The organism is Halodesulfovibrio aestuarii DSM 17919 = ATCC 29578 (assembly GCF_000384815.1).
GTDB classification, from domain to species: Bacteria; Desulfobacterota; Desulfovibrionia; order Desulfovibrionales; family Desulfovibrionaceae; genus Halodesulfovibrio; species Halodesulfovibrio aestuarii.
Genome location: NZ_ARQF01000019.1, coordinates 256,449 through 281,295, shown reverse-complemented (window position 1 = coordinate 281,295; position 24,847 = coordinate 256,449). Strand labels below are relative to the sequence as shown.

14 protein-coding genes are annotated in these 24,847 nt (G+C 44.9%); 3 read left to right on the top strand and 11 right to left on the bottom strand.

Annotated features, from left to right (window positions below):
- Nucleotides 1-14 precede the first annotated feature (14 nt).
- On the top strand, nucleotides 15-893 hold the full coding sequence (gspN, locus tag F461_RS0105225; protein WP_020000100.1) for a type II secretion system protein GspN: 879 nt from the start codon (nucleotides 15-17) through the stop codon (nucleotides 891-893).
- A 165-nt stretch (nucleotides 894-1,058) separates the two neighbouring features.
- Here the strand turns inward: gspN and F461_RS0105220 are convergent, their stop codons facing one another.
- The 7 genes from F461_RS0105220 to pilM form a co-directional block, all read right to left on the bottom strand.
- A complete protein-coding gene (locus F461_RS0105220) occupies nucleotides 1,059-2,297 on the bottom strand; it encodes a type II secretion system F family protein (RefSeq protein WP_020000099.1) in 1,239 nt (412 codons plus the stop codon).
- A 208-nt stretch (nucleotides 2,298-2,505) separates the two neighbouring features.
- Nucleotides 2,506-3,453 carry a tetratricopeptide repeat protein gene (locus F461_RS0105215; protein ID WP_020000098.1) on the bottom strand — a complete coding sequence of 316 codons (948 nt, stop codon included), beginning with the start codon at nucleotides 3,451-3,453 and terminating at the stop codon, nucleotides 2,506-2,508.
- Between the two features lie 66 nt (nucleotides 3,454-3,519).
- Nucleotides 3,520-3,990, bottom strand: coding sequence for a GspH/FimT family pseudopilin (locus tag F461_RS18530; RefSeq protein WP_020000097.1), 471 nt, complete (start codon nucleotides 3,988-3,990; stop codon nucleotides 3,520-3,522).
- The gene (gene gspG, locus F461_RS0105205; RefSeq protein WP_282705455.1) at nucleotides 3,953-4,417 is read right to left on the bottom strand and encodes a type II secretion system major pseudopilin GspG; all 465 of its coding nucleotides are present in this window, start codon (nucleotides 4,415-4,417) and stop codon (nucleotides 3,953-3,955) included. Before gspG ends, F461_RS18530 begins: the two co-directional genes overlap by 38 nt.
- Before the next feature lie 6 nt (nucleotides 4,418-4,423).
- Nucleotides 4,424-5,971, bottom strand: coding sequence for an AAA family ATPase (locus F461_RS0105200; RefSeq protein WP_020000095.1), 1,548 nt, complete (start codon nucleotides 5,969-5,971; stop codon nucleotides 4,424-4,426).
- Between the two features lie 11 nt (nucleotides 5,972-5,982).
- The gene (locus F461_RS0105195; RefSeq protein WP_020000094.1) at nucleotides 5,983-6,486 is read right to left on the bottom strand and encodes a hypothetical protein; all 504 of its coding nucleotides are present in this window, start codon (nucleotides 6,484-6,486) and stop codon (nucleotides 5,983-5,985) included.
- 1 nt (nucleotide 6,487) lies between these two features.
- Nucleotides 6,488-8,053 (bottom strand): pilus assembly protein PilM, encoded by a 1,566-nt coding sequence (gene pilM, locus F461_RS0105190; RefSeq protein WP_020000093.1) that lies wholly within the window; start codon nucleotides 8,051-8,053, stop codon nucleotides 6,488-6,490.
- Between the two features lie 491 nt (nucleotides 8,054-8,544).
- Between pilM and F461_RS0105185 the strand changes: the two genes are divergently transcribed.
- Both F461_RS0105185 and F461_RS0105180 read left to right on the top strand, forming a co-directional pair.
- The gene (locus F461_RS0105185) at nucleotides 8,545-12,594 is read left to right on the top strand and encodes a PKD domain-containing protein (protein ID WP_020000092.1); all 4,050 of its coding nucleotides are present in this window, start codon (nucleotides 8,545-8,547) and stop codon (nucleotides 12,592-12,594) included.
- Between the two features lie 340 nt (nucleotides 12,595-12,934).
- The gene (locus F461_RS0105180; protein ID WP_162139283.1) at nucleotides 12,935-17,698 is read left to right on the top strand and encodes a PKD domain-containing protein; all 4,764 of its coding nucleotides are present in this window, start codon (nucleotides 12,935-12,937) and stop codon (nucleotides 17,696-17,698) included.
- Nucleotides 17,699-17,856: 158 nt separating this feature from the next.
- Here F461_RS0105180 and mrtJ read toward each other — a convergent pair whose 3' ends face one another.
- The 4 genes from mrtJ to F461_RS0105160 form a co-directional block, all read right to left on the bottom strand.
- Nucleotides 17,857-18,264, bottom strand: coding sequence for a JDVT-CTERM system glutamic-type intramembrane protease MrtJ (gene mrtJ, locus F461_RS0105175; RefSeq protein ID WP_020000090.1), 408 nt, complete (start codon nucleotides 18,262-18,264; stop codon nucleotides 17,857-17,859).
- A gap of 85 nt (nucleotides 18,265-18,349) precedes the next feature.
- Nucleotides 18,350-21,679, bottom strand: coding sequence for a S8 family serine peptidase (locus F461_RS0105170; RefSeq protein ID WP_020000089.1), 3,330 nt, complete (start codon nucleotides 21,677-21,679; stop codon nucleotides 18,350-18,352).
- Nucleotides 21,680-21,912: 233 nt separating this feature from the next.
- On the bottom strand, nucleotides 21,913-23,235 hold the full coding sequence (locus F461_RS0105165; protein WP_020000088.1) for a malic enzyme-like NAD(P)-binding protein: 1,323 nt from the start codon (nucleotides 23,233-23,235) through the stop codon (nucleotides 21,913-21,915).
- Between the two features lie 78 nt (nucleotides 23,236-23,313).
- Nucleotides 23,314-24,627 carry a 2-hydroxycarboxylate transporter family protein gene (locus F461_RS0105160; protein ID WP_020000087.1) on the bottom strand — a complete coding sequence of 438 codons (1,314 nt, stop codon included), beginning with the start codon at nucleotides 24,625-24,627 and terminating at the stop codon, nucleotides 23,314-23,316.
- Between the last annotated feature and the right edge of the window lie 220 nt (nucleotides 24,628-24,847).

Here is a 24,847-nt window from a genome sequence, read left to right as displayed (position 1 = left end):
CTTTGAGAGCCGGAATGGAACATAAGATTATTACTAAAATAATTTGTTATGTTCTTGTTGGCGGCTTTACTTTTTGCCTGTTTTTAGGAGTCCATGTTGGTAAGGACGCTTTGAAACGCTCTTTTTATGAAAGCGTGCGGGGAATTAGGGGCGTGAACATTGGGGCAGATGGTGTTTCTTTATCGTTGTTACCTCCGTATATGAAGCTTGACTCTTTGTTTATAAGCGATGCTTCCGGCCAGCGTCTTTTGTATGGGATGCAACGGGTCGTTATAAAACCCAAACTTTCAGCGTTGCTTACAGGTAAGGCTGAACTGGATCTTACCGCGGCATCGTATGGTGGCGGGGTAAGACTTGCGGTTTCTTCAGGTTCTTTTTTTGATTTTGAAAAAGTTGATGTGCACTTGAACTTAGTCCAGCAATCATTAGATAGTATTCCTTTTGTTGCTGAGCTGGATTCTCGTGTCGGAGGAACCGGTAATGCTTACCTAACGTACTCCGGTTCTTTACAGAACATGCAGTTGGGTAAGGGAACATTAAAAATTGAAGGTACTCATCTTCGTGCGACGAATCCCGTGCCGTTATTGAATGTTTCAGTTTTTGATAACCTTGGTTTGACCGGTGCGTTTGTTTATAACAACGGGAAGCTGAATGTTAACTCCGTAAAGCTTGCTGGTAAGCCACTTAATGCTGATTTGCATGGTTCTGCCACACTAAATTGGAGAAGCTTGCTGCACTCTAATGTTACATTAGAATCAAGCCTTTTTGTGCAGCCGGATTCGTTGGTGAAGGGACTTGTTGATAACAATGTCTTGAAGACATTTAAGGCTGGCAAGCGGGCTAAGATTGCGATTAGCGGCCAACTGACAAACCCACGTTTGGCTCTGAAATAGAGATTAGATGATGAAGCTAGGCTGTGCAGCATATTGTTGCACAGCTTTTTTTATCTCTGGAGATTAAGGGGAAGGGGAAATGTTCTTTGATAGAGAACGGCACGTTATGTGGCTGTCTTATCAATATGAAATTTTTCTTTGATGTGAAGAATTCGTATGACCTGTCTACCCGACCAGACTGCTCATTTCAAAGATAGGCAGGATAATTGCCATTACAACAAATCCTACAAGACCGCCGAGGAGAAGGATCATAATCGGTTCCATAAGTGATGTAAGCAGTTGGAGCTTGGCATTTACCTGATTATCGCAATCATCAGCAACAACCAGCAGCATATGCGCCAGTTGTCCACTTTTTTCACCGGCAGCGACCATTTGCACAGCGGTTATCGGGAATACAGACGACTTGCGCATAAATTCCGCAAGACTTTTGCCTTCTTGAACACCTTTATTCATATCTACAATATTTTGTTCAAGAATGACGTTGCCCGCAACATTACGCACGATGTTAAGGGATTCAACAAGTGAAACGCCATTTTTGAGCAGCATGCCAAGAGTCCTGCATACCCGACCAACAACCATTATCCGCAGTAGACTGCCGAGGACAGGGACACGCAAAACTTGGGCGTGGTGAAGCTGTTGTCCTTTGGGTGTCTTAATGAACCGTCTGAAAGAGATGATGAATAAACCGAGTGTTGCCGCAATAGATATCCAGTTATTGCGCAAGGTGTCACTTACCAGCAACAGGATTTGTGTCGGTGTGGGCAATGCTCGGTCAAGATCCAGAAAGATTTGTGTAACCTTAGGAATAACAAAGGTTAGCAAGAATATGACGACGCCAATCCCTACAATAAGCATTAATGTCGGGTACGCCAAGGTCCCTTGAATCTTACGGTTCAGGGCAATTTGCTGTTCTGCATGATCTGCAAGTCGTTCCATTACAATCTCAAGAGTGCCGGATGCTTCAGCAGCTCTGACCATTGTAATAAATGTCGGAGTAAAAATGTGCGGGAATTCTGAAAACGCAATCGCAAGGCCGGAACCTTCACGGATTTTGTCTCGAATTTGTGAAAGAACGCTGCGCATAGGAGATTTGCCGCCTTGTTCAATCATTGTATTCAAGCAGACTTCAAGCGGCAGACCGGCATTGAGCAGGGTGGCAAGTTGACGGATAGTGCTGGCAACAGTGCTTTTGGGAATGCGTTGAAAAAAACGCGAGGTGTCAACGTTAAAAAGCGACGTTTGTTTTTTGCTTTTTGTGGCTTTTCGCCCAAACGATGTTACGTCAAGAGGGTATAGTCCCTTGCTGCGAAGTTTTTTTGCAGCGTGGTTTTCATTATCCGCTTCGATAATGCCTTTAGTGTTACGACCTGAGGCATTGACGGCTTTATACGTAAATGAAGGCATTGCAGGCTATCCTTTCTGTCCTGAAATAAAGCCTAGCTATTGTGCACAGCTTGTTTTCTTGTGTTTCTTTCAGCTGGGATCAAAAATGACATTGCGTTGTATATGGCGTCTGAACCGTGATTTTCTGACGAAAACGGTCAATGCCGATACGAAGTTCTTTTGCAAAAAAGGGTGTAATTGCACCTATAGGAACATTTTTCTATTTTGCTTACTCTATACACGCATTAATATTTTTGTAGGCTTCAAGTTTTTCACAGAGCCCCATAGAACATGCTTTCTTTAGATCACGGCATCCTTTTTCTTTTTCATCTAAAAGAAAATACGTATTACCTCTATTCACATACGTGGTTCCATTGTCTGGAGTATATGCAATTGATCTGGTGTAGTCTTTTATTGCGTCAGTGTACTTTAGTTGTTTTTGCCACAGCAAGCCTCTGTTGTAATAAAATTTCCCGTTTGTGGGTGACAAAGCAATTGCGTTATCAAAGTCTTGAGCAGAGGCGGCATATTTTTTCAGTTTCATCCTGACAACACCTCGTCCATTAAATGCTTTGGCATCCTTTGGAGTTTCCTTAATGTACTGCGTAAATGCTTTTTCTGCGTCTTCTAACAGTCCTGCTGCTTCAAAGGCAATGGCGCTGTTGTATTTGATGAGGGCTTTTTCGGGCGCAGCCTTTTGGGCTTGAATCAATAGAATCAGGGCCGAGTCGTAGTGTTTACGCGTTAGCTGGACAAGTGCTTTACCATTAAGTGCTTGGGCATGTGCGGGGTTGTAGGAAAGCGCTTTGTTAAAGGAGTCGAGCGCTTCGTCGTATTCTTTAAGACGAAACAATGCCGTTCCTCTGTTAGCCTGTATATCAGGCGAGGATGGAGTAAACGTCAGCGCACGATCAAATTCTTTTAGTGCTGCCTCGGTAGATCCGGAGGAAAGCAGTGCTGCGCCAGCGCCATTTCGCAGTTGAGGTGTTTCTTTTATTTTCAGGGCTTGCGCATACCAAACAAGACTTTCCTGAAAGTTGCCTTCTTTTTGTAACGCTAACGCCTTGGCTACTGCGTCTGTAAATTCGGGTACGTCCTGACTCGCTGTATTGGTCTTTGCACAACCGGAAAGTAGTACGAAGCTGATAAGTATTATGTATAAAGAATTACGAATCATAAGTGGCTCGCTTGGTCATAATCTGTTTTATTTTATATAAAATGTATTGAATAAATCCCGTCAAAGTTATTTCGGATACGAAATCCCTTGAATAGGCTTTATGCATAAAGTGCGTACACACGGTGGTGATGTAAGCTCAATAGTTGCAGGTTGAGTTACACCCTTCGGGGTAAACAGTAACGTGCGTTGTTCCCTTTCATCCACAATCACACGCGAAATAGTGACAGTATCCGGCAGGGCAGCCTTGCCTATTTCCTGTTTCCCATTGCGTTGAACAATACGAATATATTTTCCTTCCAGATGCAGTTCCAGTGGTTCCCGTTTCAGTAGTGCCCTTGATCGAGCTTCTGAAACTGCCCCCGTTAGGCGTCGTACAGCTGTGTCCATATCACGTTCTGGATCGGAGAAGGTGATATTGGGAATTGCAACACCCATTAGTATACCAATAATGGTAATGACAATGAGTAATTCGAAGAGGGTAAAACCGGACTCTCGAATGCTATTCGAGGTTCCAGCTTTGAATGTCTGCTCCGTCATCAATGCCCCCTTCTTCTCCGTCTGCACCAAATGAGATGATATCAAACGCCTCGTGGTGGGAACTCGGGGAGAGGTAAACATAGTCATTTCCCCAAGGATCGACAGGTATTTTGCTTATGTAGCCAGCTGTTGGATACTGCTTAGGGATGCGGCCTGTGGTGGGCTTGTTGACAAGCGCCTGAAGACCTTGTTCGGTGCTTGGGTAGTATCCGTTATCAAGGTAGAAGCGTTTTGCAGCTGTGGAAAAACCTTGAATTTGCATCTTAGCTTTTACGACGCGAGCCTTGTGCGGTTCGTCAAGAAACCGGGGAACAACGATAGATGCAAGGATACCTAGAATAACAATAACTACCATCAGCTCCATTAAGGTGAAGCCTGCTTCTTTTGACTGTTCTTTATGTTTCTGTTGTTTGTTTTGAGGCATCATAGCTCCTTACAATCTAACCTTTTTCTTATATTCTATTCCGTTCAATGAAAAGATGAGGTGGTCGCGTTTAATTGCTTTTAGGATAAAGCTTCCAACTTGATCTCCTTCATGCAGTACTTGATCACCTATTACGACCATTCGCGTAGAAGCTTGTTCTGACCATGCAAGTGCGTCAATCTGTAATGCTTCCAATGCCGGATGGGACGCTTCATCGGGGGGGCTATTGGAATCCCGGATAGCATGTTTTTCAGATCGGGCATTTTGGGCATGTTCGAGTGGCTGTGCATCAACAGTGTTGTCTTCTATTTTTGTGTCAGCTTCGTTTGCCATAGCTAACACAGGTTCTTCCTGTGGGCTGTCATACACCGTAATGGAGACAGCATCATTTTTTGTTGGAATTAAGAGCTTTTTTGCTATCGGGGGAGTTGTAATTGTCTCTGGAATAGGTGCGTGTGGGGGCTCCACATCAGGTGCCGTTGCCCGTCGGTTCTTGTTTATATTTGCAGGTTCCGGAGAATGTTCCGCCGGTGCGGAATTAGCAGCTTTTAATTGAGAGCCTGAAGGGCTTATGGTCTGTTTTTGCAGGCTATTTTCGATTGTTGGAGCTTGCTCCGCATCGTTTCGGGACAATTGGGGGAGTCCTAATGTGTATATAGCTCCTCCAATCAGAATTGCTGTAAGGATACACGCCGCAATAACTTTGTATTTCAGCTGCTTTTTTTGGGTTCGAATTGAAAAAAGACCTTGATACATAGGGTCAGAAGCGACTTTTTCAATGAGTGCAGGAGAAATTTTTGAGACGCCGGAAAATGTGATGCTGTCTAATGCATGGGAAGAAATATGATTAATAAGACGGGGCAGCCCGCCTGTGACAAGCCAGACGCGCGCGAGGGCACTGTCCTCAAAGACTGTAAGGTCTGGAAAGTCTGCGTTGGCTAATTTGAATTGCACGTAGTTTTCTGTTTCTTGCTTGTCCATCGGGAACAGTTCACAACGTACGCCAATTCGTTGGTTTAGCGCCTCCAATCCCGGCTGTCTTAGTCTGTCCATGATCTCAACCTGACCGATGAGAATTATTTGAACCAGAGGAATAGCTCCGAGGCGCATGTTGTAGAGTGCCAGCAGTAATGAAAAATGTTCGTCAGTTAAGAGGTGGCTTTCATCAATAACAATGACAGGTTTTTTTTCAGCTTCAGCCTGTTGCATAAAAAAGTCATGCAAGCCTTCCGTCAGGTCGTTGATAGAATTACGGCCTGTGGTGTCAATGCCATATTGTTTGCAGAAGTTGTAGAGTAGCTCCGCCGGCTTAAAAAAAGGGTTTCCACTTTCAGCAAAAATATACTCATCTCCGGAAGATTGCATAATGTGCCTGCATACGGATGTCTTGCCGATGCCGATCTCTCCGGTAAGTAGAATAAGCCCACAGTTACACTCGAGCCCGCGGGTAATTCTGTGAACTACCTTTTTGTGACTTTCGGAAGGATAAAATTGGAAGGTGCGAAACTGTTCCCCGAAAGGGTTTATCTGCGCCGTTTCCTGTGGATGAGCCTGCATTGTGGAGCCTGTTATTTTGTTGAAGTTACCATTGTGAGCGTGATATCAACATCCAGAAGATTTTCTTTTGTGTGCTTGATGTTGAGGTTCTTTACGTCGATTCCCTGAAGCTCTTTTTCAATTTTATAGAGAAATGTTACCAGGTGCTTTTGGTATAAGCCTTTCAACTTAAGGGCAACTTCTTCCTCAACTAGATTATTTTCGAGATCGTGCTGTTGTGGACGCACTGCATCTATATTGCTGTTAACGTCTACGTCTCGGGCAACTTTCTCAATGATGGCAAAAAGGGTGCCTTTTTTTTTGTCTAATCCTTTCGAGAGCTTTTTGCGTTTTTGTATCAATTGAGAATATTCTTTTGTGAGAACTTCAAGTTGTCTGGCAGCCTTATTATTTTTGACAACCTGAAGTTGCATAGCTTTGTTGTAATCCATAGCTGGAAGCAGAATGAATTGAAGAATGCTCAGTAAAAGAAAACCGCAGATGCCAAGAATAAGAGTACGATGATTCTGCCCCATACTAGCCTGCCCTTTCCATTTCTAATTCAAAACGAATCCGTTTTTGCTTTTTCTGATTGGTTGCCCCTCGAATACTTACTGCGTTAAAATACCTATTTTTTGCTAATTGAGATCGCAATTTTTCGAGGGTGTTGTAACTGTCTGTTGTTCCCACCAGTCCCATATTTTTTTCTGTAATACGGATTGCTTCAACGTCTATATCAAGAGCTTTCGGGGTGCTCGTATGCAGTGCAAGAAGCAGGTCAAGAGAGTCTTTTTTTGTGTCGGTATCATTTGAAATTGTTGTACCGCGTAATTGGGACAGGCGTGATTTGAGAATGCTTGTGTATTGAATGGCGCCGAAAGAGCCTCTTATATCGGGTAATGTCTTTTGTAGCGTATTTTTGAGCTCTGTATTAAGCGCGGCTGCATGTTGCGCGTTCTTGTGTCCCTGAGCAAACAGAGAAATTGACCACCCAAGCATGAGGATGCAGGTAATCGCCGTTGCATATGTTGTAACCTGTGTAAGCAAATCTCGCTGTTTTAAAAAATAAAATTCATCTTTACGGAAGTTGAGAAGTTTGGTCGGCGTAAATGCAGGGTTTTTTACAGGTGCCAATGCAATTGCCGGAAGGCATTCAAGCCATTCAGTATTGTCTTTGATAGGCAAGAGAGTGGAAGCCTTCGGATGCTTGTGAATTGCAGTAGTGGGAATGCCCATTTCGTCTGCGAAAAGTTTTTCGACACCTTGGAGTTGTGCAAGATCCCCGCAGAGTAGCATGGACTCCGCGTTTGGAGTGTTGCAGTTAGCGCTTGCCAAAATTTGTTTTGCAAGGCGTTGAAGTTGCGTAATTAAAGCTTCTTTAAAGTCTGCTTCTTCCGGTTTGCTGGAATTATCGACTGTTGCGATATCAGAAAAGTATATAAATCTGTCTATACTGTCTTGCGTAGCGTTAAGCTGCTGCTCTAATGCTTTTTTGATGTTGAGTATCCCATAGGGGATCTGGGAAACAGTGCATGGAATGTTGTTTTCAATGCATACTAGCTCTGAGTTTTCTGCATCAATGTTTAGAAGCAGTGTCGGTGCGTTGGAACTGATTGCACTTGCAGCTTGTGCTAAAGCAAAAGAATTTACTGTGATTAACTGTGGGTCAATATCGTGCGTCTGTAATGCCTTTACTAAGCTTGATAGAAATTCTTTGTGCATAGTCGCGGATGTGACCTTACGACCTTGCCGGGTTTTGGCACCAAACTGAATGCCCGTGACTGTTTCTTCTGAAGTAAACGGGATTTCTTGTTCCAGTTCAAATTCAAGAGCCTGAGAAATCTGTTTTGCTGAGGAGAATGGAAAAGTCCAGTTGCGAAGAATGGTTACCTGTGTGGGTAAAGATAGTCTGTATTGGTCAGATCGTAGCTCGTAGCGGTCAAGGACAGCAGCAAGTTCTTTAGCCAGAGTTAGGGGATCGCTAAAATCGGATATAGGGGCAATGTGATGCTCCAGTAATTGGGCACCGCGCCAACTTACAGCAAATTGACAAAATGCCATCCGTTCTTCAGAGCAGGCAATACAGAGAATTTTTGTGGACATATTCTTGTGGGGGGATTCGACCGTTGAATGAACAACTTGTTATAATACGACTGAAGTCTGCAAAATAGGACAACACGCTTTACTACATTAGTCCTCTCCCAAAAAGCAAATTATTTCAAGTTTAAAGTAGTGATAGTTCCGTTACAAGGGGTGCCGAAGCATGTTGAATATTGAATGTAAGCGTACCTTGTTCAGCTGAAGTGTTTATCTTTTAAAGTATCGCTCTAACTGTAAACATTTCTGTATATATTTGATGGACATGAGTTTCGATTAGGAGTAAGCGCTCTTTGTTGTAGTAGTAAAAAAATTTTTAATAACAGGGGGGTGTTATGTTTTTTCGTAGCATAACTATACTATTTTTGTGTTTCATATCACTTTTGCCAGCCTCTGCCCAAGCGGGGGGAAGCGCGAATTTTTGGCTATATGGTCAGGCTTTTTTTAGATTCCATGACGATGGAACGAAAACCGTTACAAGCAGCAGCGAGAGCGGAATGGATTTGGGTGGAGCGTCATCATTTTCTATTGCTGAAGAGGATGGAACACCACTATTCGTCGGTTCAGGGACGGTTGTTTATAAGGTGAATGAAGGTGGAACTCCCTTACAGTTGACATCTTCGTTGACCTCATCCTGTACCGTTTCTCAAACGGCAGCTTTTTTGCCTGATAGTACCGTTGTTAATCGTTTATATCTTATATATTTAGATGGATCTTCGGGGTTGAAATATTCCACACTGGATGCTTCGAAAGAGACTGTTGAAGAGATATGGGTGCAGCAAGATGCTGAAATCACAGGTACTCATGATTCCAAAGCAATTACTATTGCAGATCATGCAAATAAAAAAGATGTTTGGATTATAAGTCTCACCAGTAGTTCGTATACAGGGCCTGGAGACACTCCGCAGGGGTTTGAGGCCGTATTATTTGATGGTTCTAATTTTATCAGAAAAGACATTATAGCTCCTGAGATGGCAAAACCTATAGCTACTTATTCAAATTTTAAGCTTTCACCTGATGGAAAAAAGCTTGTTTACGGTTATGAGCAGGACTCAAAAATAGGGTTTGTTGAGTATGATTTTAATAATGAAACAGGGAACATTACCTACAACCGCACTGTGGAAATGCCTGCGACTTCCACGACTTTGAACGGGGGCGGGATCGCGTTTTCCGCAGACGGAAGATACTTATATATGGGCGGAGGAACATACTCTGGTCTGCCTGAGTTCTTTCAATTGGATCTCCAAAATTCAGAAGCTATACCAGTATCAATGACTGTGCCCGAATTGGGGGCTGATAAGCAGATAGGAGGGGGGCAACTCGCACCGGATGGTAATATCTATTACTGCATTGCCTTTCAAGGGATAGCGAGCATCATAAATTCGGATAAAGCTTATGATGGAACTGACACAGGTGCTCATCTTAGTGTAGTCGAAGAGAAAAAGATAGTATCCGCCAAACCGGGACTGCCGCTTTTTAACCAGAGTCTGCTTTTAACAAAAGCGGTAATAATCAACAGGGATAACTCAAATCTGCAATTAAAGGTTGATACCTCTAAACTTCCTGCTGGTACGTTGGACAGTTACGGCATCTGCTGGACAGATTCTGGAACGCCAACGATTGCAGATAGCAAACTCAGTGCTACAGACCCCGCTGCACCTCCAGTGTGGGATATGAATGACTACCTTACTGCAGGGACAAGCTATACTATTCGAGCATTTGCTACTGTTGACGGGACAACATATTATTATGATGAAATGCAGATGACGCTCTCAGCTCCACCTGCTGTGGATATCTCTGCAACAAGTACTTCTTCAGCAAAGAGTGCGCTTGTTTCTCTGAAAGTAGTTCCAGTTGATGGTTGTACCTATGCATGGGAACAGGAGAGTGGAAGTTCTGTAACTATTGCGAATGCAGATAAAGCTAATGCTTCATTTATTATGCCTGATTCTGAGGTTGGCATTAAAATTACGCTTACCAAGTCAGATGGCACTTCTGCTTCAAAACATCTCGTCATTACATTAGGTTCTGCGGTTATTAAAACTCCTGCTGATGTGAGCAATGGTGGTACCGTGTCCTTGGTTGCACAAGAAGTAGACGATGCAACGTACCTGTGGGAACAGACTGGTGGCCCTACCGTCGCTATTACAAACCCCACTGCCAGCGAAGCTCAATTTGATGCAAGTTCCATTGCTGACGGAACTTCATTGACCTTCAAACTTACTGTAACAAAGGACGGAAAAAGTTCGGTTGTGACAAAGGACATCACCGTTCGTACTCCTCCTGCGATCACGTTTGTGGATATTCCTTCTCAGGCCAAGGCTGGCGTTACCGTTAACTTGAAAGTTCAGCCTGTAGATGGCGTAACGTATGCGTGGGCAAAGACTGCTGGAGTGCCTGTTACTGTATCTGATAATACAACTGCTAACGCGTCGTTTACAATGCCAGACGGTGCAGGCGTTATGACCTTTGAAATTACGCTCACAGATGCCTATGGCATTAACTCAGCCAAATCTGTAAGCATTAAGTGCGATGCTCCGCCTGTGGCGAATGCTGGCCCAGACCAAGAGGTGAAGGCTGGTGATCTTGTAACCCTTTCTGGCGATAGTTCTTCGGATCCTGCGGGTGAAACGTTGACCTACTCGTGGACTCAGAAATCCGGGACAACCGTGAGTTTGCAAGGGGCAGCTAAGTCAACTTGTACTTTTATTGCGCCGGCTTCCAGTGAGGCGTTGAGCTTTGAACTGAATGTTACTGATCCTGGTGGGCAGAGTAGTACTGATACCGTAAGTGTTAATATTGGTGTCCCACCTGTTGCTAATGCCGGTCCTAATCAGAAGGTAGAGACAGGGGACGCAGTAACACTTAGCGGCAAAAATTCTTACGATCCTGAAAATCAAGTTTTGACATATAAATGGGAACAGGTCAGTGGCGAGCCTGTTACCTTAAATGATGATACGATCGCTAAACCTAGCTTTACAGCACCTGATATAACTGGTGCGATCCAATTCAAGCTTACAGTTACAGATACAGAAGGCTTGACTTCAGATGACACTGTAATTTGTAATATTGTTCGAACTGGTTTGGTAAAAATTGCTCCAATTGCTGACGCCGGAGCTGACTACACAGTTGAATGTGGTACATTAGTCTCTCTGAATGGTTTGAATTCCCATGCACGTGGTGCTGGTGATTACTTGAATGGATACCGTTGGGAAGTGGTGTCTGATAGTTCGAAGAGTGTAACGTTACGCAATGCAACATCTGCACGCGCTACCTTTACAGCACCAGCCAGTGCGGCAAAAGTTGTCCTTAAGTTAACCGTAAGGGCTAAAAGTGCATTGGAAGATTCTGACACCGTGGTCATAAACGTTACTGATGCAGGGACTCCTCCTGTTGCAGATGCCGGTACTGATCAGTCTGTATCCAGCGGGGCATCGGTTACATTGAATGCGAGTTCTGCATCAGTAGTTTCCTATTTGTGGGAGCAGACTTCTGGTAGCCCAGTTGAGCTTAGTGATGTAACAGCGGCTAGCCCGACATTTACTGCACCATCGCTTTCCTTAGGTTGTGAGACCCTCGCATTCCGTTTGTCAGTTACAAACTCTGAAGGTTTAACAGACAGTGACACAATTATTGTGAATGTCGGCAGCGGCGGAGCCCTTACCATGCCTGCCGCTGTGGCTAGTAGCAGTGTTGCTAGTAAGTATTTCGAGGGCTCAACGGTAACTCTTGACGCTAGCGCTTCTACTGCAAATGGTGGAGCCTCTCTTAAGAGTTTCTCATGGAAACAGGTTGCTGGCCCTATGGCACCATTGTCCGATCCATCCGCAAGTAAACCGACATTTGTATGTCCTTCCACAGAAGTAGAAACAACACTTGTTTTTGAACTGACTGTGACAGACAGCAATAACATGGAATCTACAGACCGAGTTTCTGTTACCTATCTACCTAATACTTTTGCAGATATTGATAGCAAACAGATTCAGTTTATAGCCTATGACGGCTTTACGCATCTCGGTATTGCACCTAAGGTCGCTGCTGCAGGTTCCGGAACTACAAGCGGGGCTGTTGTAGCCTTAAAACCTGTTGATCCGCCTACAGCTACAGGCACTGCACCTACGCAAATGACATACGGACTTATTGATTTTAAAGTTCGTGTGGAAAAACCGGGTGATTCAACAGAAGTAATGGTTGTACTTCCTGCGGCTGCTCCTGCTAACTGGGTAAAACTGGATCGTTCTTCTGGCGCTTGGCTCGATTATACGGATCATGTCACCTATAATAGTAGCCGAACAATTGCGACTATAAAACTGACCGATGGTGGCATTGGTGATGACGATGGTGTTGCAAACGGAATTATTGTTGATCCATCCGGCCCTGGTGTTATGACTAGCCCAACCACTTCCCCAAGTAGTTCAGGTGGTGGTTCAGGTGGTGGTTGCACTATGGTACCATCTTCGTCATTCCATATTGATCTCTTGATGCTTCTTTGTGGATGGGCAGTGCTTATCTTCTATAGAAGAAAGTATAAAAAGATAGTTCGATAATATCGTACTCTTTTAAATAATAGAGGCCGGCATTTCTATACAGAAATGCCGGCCTTTTTTTTATTATGTGGCATACAAGCCCGGTGTTTTCTTTCAGAGAATCGGCAGCTTGATTTTTGCGTAAGGATTCAGTGGAGGAAGAATGTGGGCACGGGAGGCTCTGTTGAAGGGCTAAAAACTGAGATGCCTTATGTGCTATCGGAAGTTTGAAAAGCTTTTTGTATATCCGATCTATTATAAATATCCGTAAGTGTTATACCTATCATCGACGGGGCTGTTATCTCACTGTTATTGCAGATATAGTTTAAAAAGTAATAATCTCATACTGATGGGAGTGATTATGCTGTTTTTTCGCATGGCTCTACTATTTTTCTGTGTTGTCCCGTTTTTGCTTCCAGCCTCTGCCCACGCGGGGGGAAGCGCGAATTTTTGGCTATATGGTCAGGCTTTATTTAGCTTCCATGACGATGGAACGAAAACCGTTACAAGCAGTTCCCCAATGGAACTTGCCAGCGGAGCGTCATCATTTTCTATTGCTGAAGAGGATGGAACACCACTATTCGTCGGTTCAGGGACGGTTGTTTATAAGGTGAATGAAGGTGGAACTCCCTTACAGTTGACATCTTCGTTGAACTCATCCGCTACCGTTTCTCAAACGGCAGCTTTTTTGCCTGATAGTACCGTTGTTAATCGTTTATATCTTATATACTTAGATGTCTGTTCATGGTTTGGTTTTTCTTGCCTGGTTGCTTCGAAAGAGACTGTTGAAGAGATATGGGTGCAGCAAGATGTTGCAATAGCGGGAACACATGATTCCAAAGCAATCACTATAGCAGACCATGCGAACAAAAAAGATGTTTGGATTATAAGTCTCACAAGTAGTCCGTATACAGGACCTGAAGACACCCCTCAGGGTTTTGAAGCAGTTTTGTTTGACGGTACGAGCTTTACCAGAAAAGACATTATAGCTCCTAACGTAGCAAAACCTATAGCTATATACTCTAACTTTCAGCTTTCACCTGATGGGAAAAAGCTTGTTTACGGTTATGAGCAGGACTCAAAAATAGGGTTTGTTGAGTATGATTTTAATAATGAAACAGGGAACATTACCTACAACCGCACTGTGGAAATGCCTGCGACTTCCACGACTTTGAACGGGGGCGGGATCGCGTTTTCCGCAGACGGAAGATACTTATATATGGGCGGAGGAACATACTCTGGTCTGCCTGAGTTCTTTCAATTGGATCTCCAAAATTCAGAAGCTATACCAGTATCAATGACTGTGCCCGAATTGGGGGCTAATAAGCAGATTGGTGGGGGACAACTCGCACCGGATGGTAATATCTATTACTGCATTAGTTTTGAAGGGATAGCGAGTATCATAAATTCGGATAAAGCTTATGATGGGACGGAATCTGGTGCCCATCTCAGTATTATATCAGAGGAAGCTGTAGGGTCCGCCAAACCGGGACTGCCGCTTTTTAACCAGAGCCTCCTTTTGACAAAAGCAGTAATAATCAAGAGGGAAAACTCTAATCTGCAATTAGAGGTAGACACTTCTAAACTTCCTGCTGGTACGTTGGACAGTTACGGCATCTGCTGGACAGATTCTGGAACGCCAACGATTGCAGATAGCAAACTCAGTGCTACAGATCCCGCTGCACCTCCAGTGTGGGATATGAATGACTACCTTACTGCAGGGACAAGCTATACTATTCGAGCCTTTGCTACTGTTGACGGAACTACATATTATTATGATGAAATGCAGATGACGTTGTCGGTTCCACCTACAGTTGATACCTCTGCGACAAACACTTCTTCATCGGAAGGTGCGCTTGTTTCTTTGAAAGTTGTTCCAGTGGAAGGGTGTTCCTATTTATGGGAACAGGAGAGCGGCCCAACGGTAACGATTTCTAATGTTAATAGTGCCAATGCCTCCTTTACTATGCCTGATGCTGATGTTGGTGTAAAAATTACACTTGTTACTGCTGACGGCACATCCGCTTCCCAAAGTCTTGTAATTAACTTAGGTCCTCCAGCGGTTATTGAAACGCCAGCTGATGTGAGCAATGGCGGTTCCGTGTCCTTGGTTGCACAGGCTGTAGATGGTGCGACGTACCTGTGGGAACAGACAGCCGGCACTCCTACTGTAACTATTACAAACTCAGATGCACGCGAAGCTCAGTTTGACGCTACCTCCATTGCTGATGGGACCTCTTTGACCTTCAAGCTTACTGTGACTAAAGATGGCGTAAGTTCGGTTGTGTCAAAGGTCATTACCGTCCACACTCCGCCTCCAGTTGATATCTCTGCTACAAAAACTTCTTCGCCGGAAGGTGAGGTTGTTTCTCTGAAAGTTGTTCCAGTGGAAGGGTGTACCTACCTATGGGAACAGGAAAGTGGGACAGAAGTTACTATTTCTAACGCTGACAGTGCCAATGCTTCATTTACCATGCCTGCTTCTGATGTTGGTGTAAAAATTACACTTGTTAGTGCTGATGGCATTTCTGCTTCTAAAAGTCTTGTGGTTGCCTTAGGTCCTCCTGCGGTTATTGAAACGCCTGCTGATGTAAGTAATGGCGGTTCTGTGTCCTTGATTGCACAATCTGTAGAGGGCGCAACGTATCTGTGGGAACAGACTGGTGGCACTCCTACTGTAACTATTACAAACTCAGATGCTCGCGAAGCTCAGTTTGACGCTACTTCCATTGCTGATGGAACTTCTTTGACATTTAAACTTACTGTAACCAAAGATGGTAGAAGTACAGTTGTAACAAAGGTTATCACTGTGCGTACTCCTCCTGTTATCACGTTTGTGGATATTCCTTCTCAGGCCAAGGCTGGCGTTACCGTTAACTTGAAAGTTCAGCCTGTAGATGGCGTAACGTATGAGTGGGCACAGACAGCTGGAATCTCCGTTACAATATCTAATGCCACAACAGCTAACGCGTCTTTTACAATGCCAGACGGTGCAGGCGTTATGACGTTTGAAATTACGCTCACAGATGCCTATGGCATTAAGTCAGCCAAATCTGTAAGCATTAAGCGTGATGCTCCGCCTGTGGCGAATGCTGGCCCAGACCAAAATGTGACAGAGGGTGACACTGTAACCCTCTCAGGCGCTGGCTCTTCGGATCCTATGGGTGAAACGTTGACGTATGCGTGGACGCAGACGTCAGGAACAGAAGTGACTTTGAAAAAGGTAACTGATTCAACCTACACCTTTGTTGCTCCTGTTGTACCTGCTGCTGGTGAGTCTTTAGTTTTCCAGCTGAAAGTTACTGATCCCGGTGGGCAGAGTGATACTGATGACGTAACTATCAATGTTACATATTTAAATGATCCTCCTGTGGCGAATGCTGGTCCTAATCAGAATGTGAAGACAGGGGATAAAGTGACACTTAGCGGTATAAATTCTTATGATCCTGACGAAGGCGCTTTGACATATAAATGGGAGCAGACTGGTGGCGAGACTGTTACCTTAACTGATGATACAGACGTCAAACCTAGGTTTACTGCTCCTGATGTAACCGGAGCGCTTCAGTTTAAGCTTACAGTTACGGATAGTGGAGGACTGACCTCAGATGATTCTGTAATTTGTAACATTTCTACATCCAGCTCTACAAAGATTGCTCCAATTGCTGAAGCAGGGGCAGATTACACGGTGGAATGTGGTTCATCAGTAACGCTGAACGGTTTGAATTCCCATGCACGTGGTGATGATTATTTAGTTGGATACCTTTGGGAAGTGCAGTCCGACAGCTCGAAGAGTGTAACATTAAGCAATTCCACAGCCGCATGTACCAGCTTTACTGCACCGTCCAGTGCGGCGAGAATTGTCTTTAAGTTAACAGTAAGGGCTCAGAGTGGATTGGAAGATACAGACACCGTCGTGATAAATGTTACAGATGCAGGAACTCCTCCTGTGGCAAACGCCGGTAGTGATCAGTCAGTATCAAACGGGGCAGTTGGAGTCGTTTTAGACGCGTCCGGTTCTACAGCACCGGGAAGCTCAATAGTTTCCTATTGGTGGGAGCAAACTTCCGGCCTACCTGTGGCGCTAAGTGACATTAGGGCGTCTAATCCGACATTTGATGCTCCATCGCTTGCGTCCGGTTGTGAAGCACTTGCGTTTCGATTGTCAGTGACCAACGCTGAAGGCATGACAGATAGTGATACTGTTATTGTGAATGTTGATAGCGACGGAGCGCTTCTCATGCCTACCGCTGTACCTACTAGCAATGTCGGTGCAGGTAAGTCCGTTGAGGGAGCAACAGTAATTCTTGATGCTAGCGCTTCTTCTGCAAGTGGTACGGCTACTCTTACAAGTTATTCATGGACGCAGGTTGCTGGGCCTATGGCTCCGTTGTCCAATCCTTCTGCAATCGCTCCGACATTTGTATGTCCTTCTACGGAAGTGGAAACAACACTTGTTTTTGAACTGACAGTGACTGACAGCAATGACATGGAGTCTACAGGACGTACTTCTGTTGTCTACACTCCTAATACCTTTGCAGATATTGATACTAACCAGATTCAGTTCACGGCCTACGACGGTGTTCAGCACCTTGGTATTGCGCCTAAGGAAGCTGGAGCAGGTACCGGATTTACTAGTGGTGCAATTGTAACCTTAAAGGCTGTGGATCCGGCCAGTGTTTCAGGTACAGGCACTGCACCTACGGAGATGACCTACGGACTTATTGATTTTAGGGTTCGTGTGGAAAAACCGGGTGATTCAACAGAAGTGACAGTCGAACTGCCTTCGGCCGCTCCTGCCAACTGGGTAAAACTGGATGGTTCTGGCGCTTGGGTCGATTATACTGAGCATGTCAGCTATAATGCTAAGCGAACAATTGCGACTATAAAACTGACCGATGGTGGCATTGGTGATGCCGATGGTATCGCAAACGGAATTATTGTTGATCCATCCGGCCCTGGTGTTATGACTAGCCCCACCCCTTCCCCAAGCAGTTCTGGTGGTGGCTCCGGTGGTGGTTGTACGATGACACTATCCACGCCATTCCATATTGATCTTTTGATGATTCTTTGTGGATGGGCAGGACTTATCTTCTATAGAAGAAAACGTAAAAAGACAGTTCGATAATCTCGTAGTCTTTTAGCAAAAGAATAGAGGCCGACATTTCTATACAGAAATGTCGGCCTCTTTTATTACGTGACTTACAAGCACTGTGCATTATCGGCTTAGAACATCTTGATTCTGTAGATTAGCTTTCTAATTTGGGCATTAAAAGAGGGGGGGCATTACAAGTAGTAGTATCCCAGATTGTATGACAGATGGAGCGCAATGCATATTGCGAGGCTCTGATGACGATCCCATACTGCCCCTAACAGAAGTGATGGAAAAAATGTAGCCATTGCCCACAGAGGTGAGTGAGAAAACAGATGGAAAACGGCAAATAACAGTGAGGTGATGACATTTGCACGGGATGGTAAAAAATAGTTCTGACTAGTACCTTGGTTACAAAAAGAAGTCTTGCTTAAGAAATCCTGAAGCAAGCCACGAAATATGATTTCTTCAGCACACGCACCAATGAGTAGTCTTGGCAGGTTGGCCGCAGTAGCCGGATCTGGCAGGAGTAGTGCAACAGATGTCAATAAAAATGCGGTAAAAGTAAAACGATACTTTTCGATGCTGGTGGAAGCTATCATGGGAATAGGGTGCCTTATAGTAGGGTGCTGGGCGGTATAGCTTGTAGTGATTTCCTTAATTAGCGTTTAAGGGGTGACCAAAGGGCTATGGACGCCTTTGACCAGCAACAAAATATCGCCGCAGGATCAGAGACAGGATGGCAAACAGTACCAAGAGAGCCAGAGTGTAATCATTCTTCTCACCTATAGTGCATCCTCCCCCCCCCCCACCTTCGGTTGAGCTGGTTGAAGGAGTCATTCCAAGAATTTGCGGGTCGTCTATACGACCGGGTGTAACGTCTTCATCATAGCTGCCACCATCCTGTATAGCAGAAACAACGTAGTATGTACTTGTTGACGTTAGTTTTTCAACTGGAGAAATATATTTTCCTGAAATGTCGGTGAACCACCATTTTCCATCTCTATAGTCTTCAAACGCTGCATAACTGAATGGCCTGTGCGTTCCATTTGCTAACAGTTTTGTCAACGTTAGTTGGCTTGCCGCTACATTGGGCAGCCCGCTTACAGGATACCGCATGCTGATAACACTGCCTGCCGGTGTCAGTATGCTAAAAGAGTGTTGCTGGCTGTATACAGCGTCAAATTTTGTACCGTATGCGGAGTTAACTGTTACAGCAGGTTGAACCTCGTTATTTTCAGTCAGCAGGGTTGAGATAGGAGCATTGGGTTGGTTTGGGTTAAGCTCAATATTTTCGTAAACTGGTACGTCTTTTGTCATCCCGCTGAGAACAAGAGCATACGGTTGAGGCCCCTTGGGAATATTGTGTGCAGTAACTTCTGCTGTGTACGTGCCGGGCTGCGGCTTTTTAATGGTTACAGAAACAGTATTATTCAATCGGTCAAAATTTGTACTTAAAACTGACGTACTATAATTTGCTATAATAGCAGGGGTAATACTCGCCGGTTGCCATGTCCCACCTGAATTTTCCAGCCCACGTCCTGTGGAATTTCCGGTCGCGCAGTATACGCCTAGTTGGTCACTTTCTTTTTCAACAGCAACAACGAGTTCGCCTGCCTCTATGGTAAGACCAATCGGAAATCCATATTCGCCTGAGGGGATGTATGCAAATTTTTTTCTGTAAATCTCATCTCCGACACTGCCATTGTATGTGTATACGACAATTGACACGTCGCTAATCAAACTGTTCGCATTTTTGAAAGCAACATCTACAGATTGTAAGATGCATGGATATTGGGGGGGGGTCACTTTGAGGCCGACAGCTTTGCCTGTGTAGAAACCCACAACCGAATCAACATACACTTCCTTATTTAACCAGTTTACTTTTATAGCGTTGTCTGGATACACCCATGTTCCATCAGGTTGCTGCACTCGGAGATCAAGATCATTAACAAGACCTCCCGAAGTAACCGTTGAGCCCGGATAATCTGTCCAGCCTAATGTTGCCCGGAATGGTTTTTCGTCATTTTCAACTTCAAAAGAAAATGATTTGCTGTAGCTTGTATCTGTTGGGGCATCAGAACCTTTGATGTCAATAAACTTCGTTGTGTATCGGTTATCTGAATTGATTGAGGCCTCGAAGTTTATTCTGCCCCATCCCTGTACATTGTCAGGGACGGAGAAGCTTTCCTGTCCAGCTCCTGTTCCGTATTGACCGGGAATCAATGCATCCGCCCCATGGATAAGACTTGTTTTAATTAGTGCCGCGCTGGGGGTACTCATTCCCTCTTCTTTCATCAGGTATTCACGCATAAGGGCTGCTGTTCCAGCAACCAGAGGGGTCGCCATGCTGGTTCCACCTGACCAGTAATAATTGTCATTAAACGCGCCCCATCCATTTCCTACCTGTTGTGAGGATCTGGTCGAGAGAATGTTTGTTCCCGGAGCTATAATTTCTGGTTTATAACGTCCATCCATCGTTGGGCCTCTGGATGAAAACGCAGCAAGGCCATAGGGTTTATCAGAAGTGATATCGGATGCTATTGGTTCAGCGTAGGTGCGAAATGTTGACCACGAACTTGTAGCAAATCCTTCTCCGCTTTTGGTTCTATAAGATTCGCTGGCACCGACAGAGAGACAGTTTTTAGCCGTAGCTGGAGAATCAATACAAGATGGATCGGTAACTCCATTCAAATCTTTATCATATCCGGCATTTCCTGCTGCAAAGAGCAACAAAAAATCTTTATGATCCCACATGAATTCGTCAACAGTGACGCTTTCACTGCTGTAGTCTCCTGCTCCGGAAGTGCCCCAACTGTTTGTGTGAATTCGTGCACCGGCATCATACGCCGGCTGAAATAGATCAGCTAGGCTGGAAGGAATACCGGGTAAGCTGCTGCTGCCATCCCCTGCTCCGACGCTTTGAAAATAAAGTTGAGCCTTGGGAGCAGCTCCGGCATAGCATGTGCTCGGAAAATTATTCGTAGCAGGGGAAGCTCCGGAGAGCATGCCGTTTCCAGCGATAATACCTGCGACATGGGTTCCGTGACCGCATTTGTCTGTAATACTTGCTCCGGAAAAAACAGTGTTGGTAACTCGGCTTCCCGATAGTCCATCGCTGAAGTCTTTAAGAAGAGTATCTGGATATCCTGTATCAATACCGGAATCGCAAACAGCAATTATTTGTCCTTCGCCAAACAGCTGACTGTTTGAAACAGGCCATGTTCGTTCCTGTGCAGAGCGGGCTTGAATTATTTTGAGTGCTATATTGTTGTTGGTGCGGTGTTTGGGAGCTTGTTCTATCCATTTTACTCCCATAATATCTTTAAGTTTTTTTATATTTTGGATGGGGATTTTTACATCAAAAAGAATGTTCCATTCTGATGATGAGCTTGAAAGGACGATTCCTCCGGCTTCGGTGATTTTATTGCTGATTGCATCAACATTTTCACCCGGAAAGGCAACCACCCGTACATTCAGCATTTGATTCTGTTTTTGTAAGTCGTCTGGTGTGATGTCGTATATGCCTTGGGAGAGTTTAAGGTCTGCGACGTATTCGCCAATCCATCGAACAAAGCCAAGTCTTTCAACACTGGTAACTTTTGAGGTGTCCAGTTTGATTATGAATGCATATTGCGGAATATAATCGTAAAATTTTGCCCCAAGCTCTGTAAGGGATGTTTTCCATGTTGGTTGAATTGGGCCTGTAAACTGGACGATGTAATATTTATACTCATCTTCCAGTACTGTCGGCGTTGAGATTGAAAACAGCCGTGTTAATTCTTTTATGATGCTGCGTTTAGCGCTTGAATCAAGCTGCGGGGAAGGGCTCTCCTGTGAAGGCAGAATCTTTGACTGCAATGACTCATTCAGTGGATCAATCTGCCGGTTTTGGAGATAAAGCTTAGGAGTCGCAGATGAGTCTGATTGGCCCAAGCCTGCGGTAGGACAACAGATGAGTGCCGTAAGCAGAATTGTAAGTATGTAACATATTGGAAAGCGGTAGGTAGCGCGCATATAGATAACCTCAGCATATTTGATGAGGGCTTATATTGTCATAACGTGCTGAAAAGTCAATGTGAAGCAGATGGCTACAGAAGCAGAAGAGCCTGCTGCGATACTAAGAATACTTGAAATACGTAAGGGCAAAAAAGAAGACTCTTACATTGTAATGTAAGAGTCTTCTTGCTGCGGATCAAAACAACCTTGCTTGATTGTTCCAATCCTTTTCGGGGTAGTCTACGGAAATGCTATTTCACTTGGTCGTAGCTGGAGATAAATGTGGAAACACGTTCGCGTGACGCGCTGATTCTGTTACGCAGAGACTCGCGGTACGCCTCCATATCCTTGATGGGGGTGGTTGCTACACCAGTGTCCATGGCGGCCTGAGCTACAGCCGGAACTTCCCATTCAAGGATACGTGGGTCGAGAGGTTTCGGGATGATGTAATCAATGCCGTATTCTAAGCTTTCTACGTCGTACATTTCGCAAATTTCTGCTGGTACTGGTTCTTTAGCCAGTGCGGCAAGAGCTTTCGCTGCGGCGACTTTCATCGCTTCATTAATCTCTGTCGCGCCAACATCAAGTGCGCCACGGAAGATGTACGGGAAGCCGGATACGTTGTTTATCTGATTAGGGTAGTCGGAGCGTCCTGTACCCATAATGCAGGTTGGAACAGCCTCTTTCGCGTCATCGTATGGGATTTCCGGATCTGGATTGGCCATGGCGAAGATGATGGGACTATCGGCCATGGATTTTACCATTTCCTTAGTGAGTAGATCTTTTACTGAGAGACCGAGGAAGCAGTGCGCACCCTTGAGGCATTCCGCAAGATCGCCGTAGTTTTTGTCCTGAGCGAATTCCGCTTTGTATTTGTTCAAACCCTCACGACCCTGATGGATGAGTCCACGGGAGTCGAACATGAAAATGTTTTCTTTTTTTACGCCAAGCTCAACATAAAATTTTGAACATGCGATTCCTGCTGCACCAGCACCTACAACGACAACTTTAAGGTCTTCAATGTTGCGGCCTGTAATTTCACAGGCATTGATGATGCCTGCACCGGAGATCACCGCTGTTCCATGCTGGTCATCATGAAATACAGGGATGTTCATTTCTTTTTTCAGGGTTTCTTCAATATGGAAACACTCAGGAGCTTTGATGTCTTCAAGGTTGATACCACCGAAGGTCGGTTCCAATGCTTTTGTAATCTCAATGATCTGCTCTGCGCTGTTGACAGAGAGGTTGATATCAAACACGTCGATATCAGCAAATGTTTTAAAGAGAACACCTTTGCCTTCCATTACAGGCTTGCCAGCCAGAGGGCCGATGTTGCCGAGCCCAAGAACAGCCGAACCGTCAGTAACTACCCCGACAAGGTTGGAACGTCCGGTGTACAGTGCAGCTGTTTCCGGATTGTCTTTAATGGCGAGACATGCCTCTGCAACACCCGGAGAATACGCCATGGAAAGGTCTTTTTGAGAGTTACACGGTTTTGCCGGAATAACTTCGGTTTTACCTCTGCGGGGTGCTTCGTGGTATGCAAGTGCTTCTTCTTTAGTAAACAAAGCCATGAGTGGGTCTCCTACAATATTTTCAATAAAAGAGAGTATAATCCGGTTCACAGGTATCCTGTGAACCGGGGTGAATTATTACATAAATATTTTTAGCAATGCAGTTGCCAGAATCAGCATGAAAGCTCCGCCAATGCGGGATGAGATCTGTGCGAATGGCATAAGCTGCATACGTTTGGATGCGGAAAGAACTGCTACGTCACCTGTGCCACCCATGTTTGCCATGCAAAGACCGCCTGTGATTGCTGCTTCAACTGGATAGAATCCGAGAAGCATTCCAACGAAGCCCGAACCGATGATAGAGCCGATTACAGTCATGGCAACGAGGATTACATACTGGATGGTGAGAGCGTCGATAACCTGTTGAATGTTGGTGTAAGCGACACCGATTCCCAGCAGCAGTGCCGGAGTAAGGCTTACCATAACAAAGCGGAACCACTGGAATGCACAGACTTCGTATTTACGTGGGAGCAGGCCAAGTGCTTTTACGGCACCTACGGAGAGAATCATCAGCGCGTAGGAGTGGATCGGAATGTATTTGCCAAGCAGTTTACCCCATACAAAGAAGGTGGTTGCCAGAAGAAGGCCGATTCCCATTGCCATGTAGTCTATGGAATCAACGTTTTCAGTGGAATCTTCAGCTTCAGCTTCTTGATTTTTGAGCAGCTTGCCGTAGCCGGAAATACCGGGAACCACAGAACCGAGACGGTGCAGTAAGCCTGCACAGACGATAGCAATGGCGTTACCTAGTGCGAGGGCAGGAACCATTTTGGAGAGCATGGTTCCAACATCCATATTCAATGTTGAACCGAAAATTTGCGAAAGCGGGACAGCTCCTGCGCCCATACCGCCACCCATAATAGGGAGTGCGATGTACAGCACGGCTTCTTTAAATCCAAATCCCATCATCATACCTGCAACACCGCAAAGGAGTAGAGCTGTTGCGACGCCACCAAGAATGACTGGCAGGTAACGAACGGCTGCTTTGATAAGCAGCTTTCTATCCATACCAAGGATTGATCCACAGATTAGCGCGGCAATGTAAAAGCTTAAGAAGCTTTCTTTTTTCATGAAACTTGTGATGATAGCCGAAGTTTTTTCCGGAAGGATTCCGTATCCGACAAGAGCCGCGGAACCGAAAATGATCAGGATAGGGCCGCCGCCGAGGTAGTCTTTAATGATTGGCGCGTGTTCGCCTATCTCATTGAGAATAGCACCGAGAATCATCATGATAGGAAACGCACCAACCATACCACCCGGAAGTGCCCCGAGGTATGTCGCGCTCATGACGACAACAGTTAGAATGGTAAACAGTCCTAGAGGGAGCCCCATAATTTTGTAATCAAGAATGGAGACTGACGCTGTATCTTGCAGAGTCGTGGCAGTACTCATTGTTTACTCCTTTAAATAGTGTTGCATAAAAAGGGACAGAACACAGAAAGCATTCCCACACGCGATGTGCGTTCTGGCCCTTTTCAATCTTGCTGCACTTACCTAAAAGCAGAATGTGTGCCACTTGGTTTTTTGTTATTATTATGTTTTATTTTAGTATGTTATAGGTTTTCCATCTACGGCATGTAGTCTTGAATATGTTACGGTGTCTTGTTTTTTA

What these genes read in the sequence shown, in the direction of transcription:
- F461_RS0105195 (WP_020000094.1), bottom strand. Translation starts at nt 6,486, where the DNA reads ATGGGGCAGAATCATCGTACTCTTATTCTTGGCATCTGCGGTTTTCTT.
- F461_RS0105185 (WP_020000092.1), top strand. Translation starts at nt 8,545, where the DNA reads ATGGATTTGGGTGGAGCGTCATCATTTTCTATTGCTGAAGAGGATGGA.
- pilM (WP_020000093.1), bottom strand. Translation starts at nt 8,053, where the DNA reads ATGTCCACAAAAATTCTCTGTATTGCCTGCTCTGAAGAACGGATGGCA.
- F461_RS0105215 (WP_020000098.1), bottom strand. Translation starts at nt 3,453, where the DNA reads ATGATTCGTAATTCTTTATACATAATACTTATCAGCTTCGTACTACTT.
- F461_RS0105200 (WP_020000095.1), bottom strand. Translation starts at nt 5,971, where the DNA reads ATGCAGGCTCATCCACAGGAAACGGCGCAGATAAACCCTTTCGGGGAA.
- gspN (WP_020000100.1), top strand. Translation starts at nt 15, where the DNA reads ATGGAACATAAGATTATTACTAAAATAATTTGTTATGTTCTTGTTGGC.
- F461_RS0105165 (WP_020000088.1), bottom strand. Translation starts at nt 23,235, where the DNA reads ATGGCTTTGTTTACTAAAGAAGAAGCACTTGCATACCACGAAGCACCC.
- F461_RS0105220 (WP_020000099.1), bottom strand. Translation starts at nt 2,297, where the DNA reads ATGCCTTCATTTACGTATAAAGCCGTCAATGCCTCAGGTCGTAACACT.
- gspG (WP_282705455.1), bottom strand. Translation starts at nt 4,417, where the DNA reads ATGATGCCTCAAAACAAACAACAGAAACATAAAGAACAGTCAAAAGAA.
- F461_RS0105170 (WP_020000089.1), bottom strand. Translation starts at nt 21,679, where the DNA reads ATGCGCGCTACCTACCGCTTTCCAATATGTTACATACTTACAATTCTG.
- F461_RS0105180 (WP_162139283.1), top strand. Translation starts at nt 12,935, where the DNA reads ATGCTGTTTTTTCGCATGGCTCTACTATTTTTCTGTGTTGTCCCGTTT.
- mrtJ (WP_020000090.1), bottom strand. Translation starts at nt 18,264, where the DNA reads ATGATAGCTTCCACCAGCATCGAAAAGTATCGTTTTACTTTTACCGCA.
- F461_RS0105160 (WP_020000087.1), bottom strand. Translation starts at nt 24,627, where the DNA reads ATGAGTACTGCCACGACTCTGCAAGATACAGCGTCAGTCTCCATTCTT.
- F461_RS18530 (WP_020000097.1), bottom strand. Translation starts at nt 3,990, where the DNA reads ATGACGGAGCAGACATTCAAAGCTGGAACCTCGAATAGCATTCGAGAG.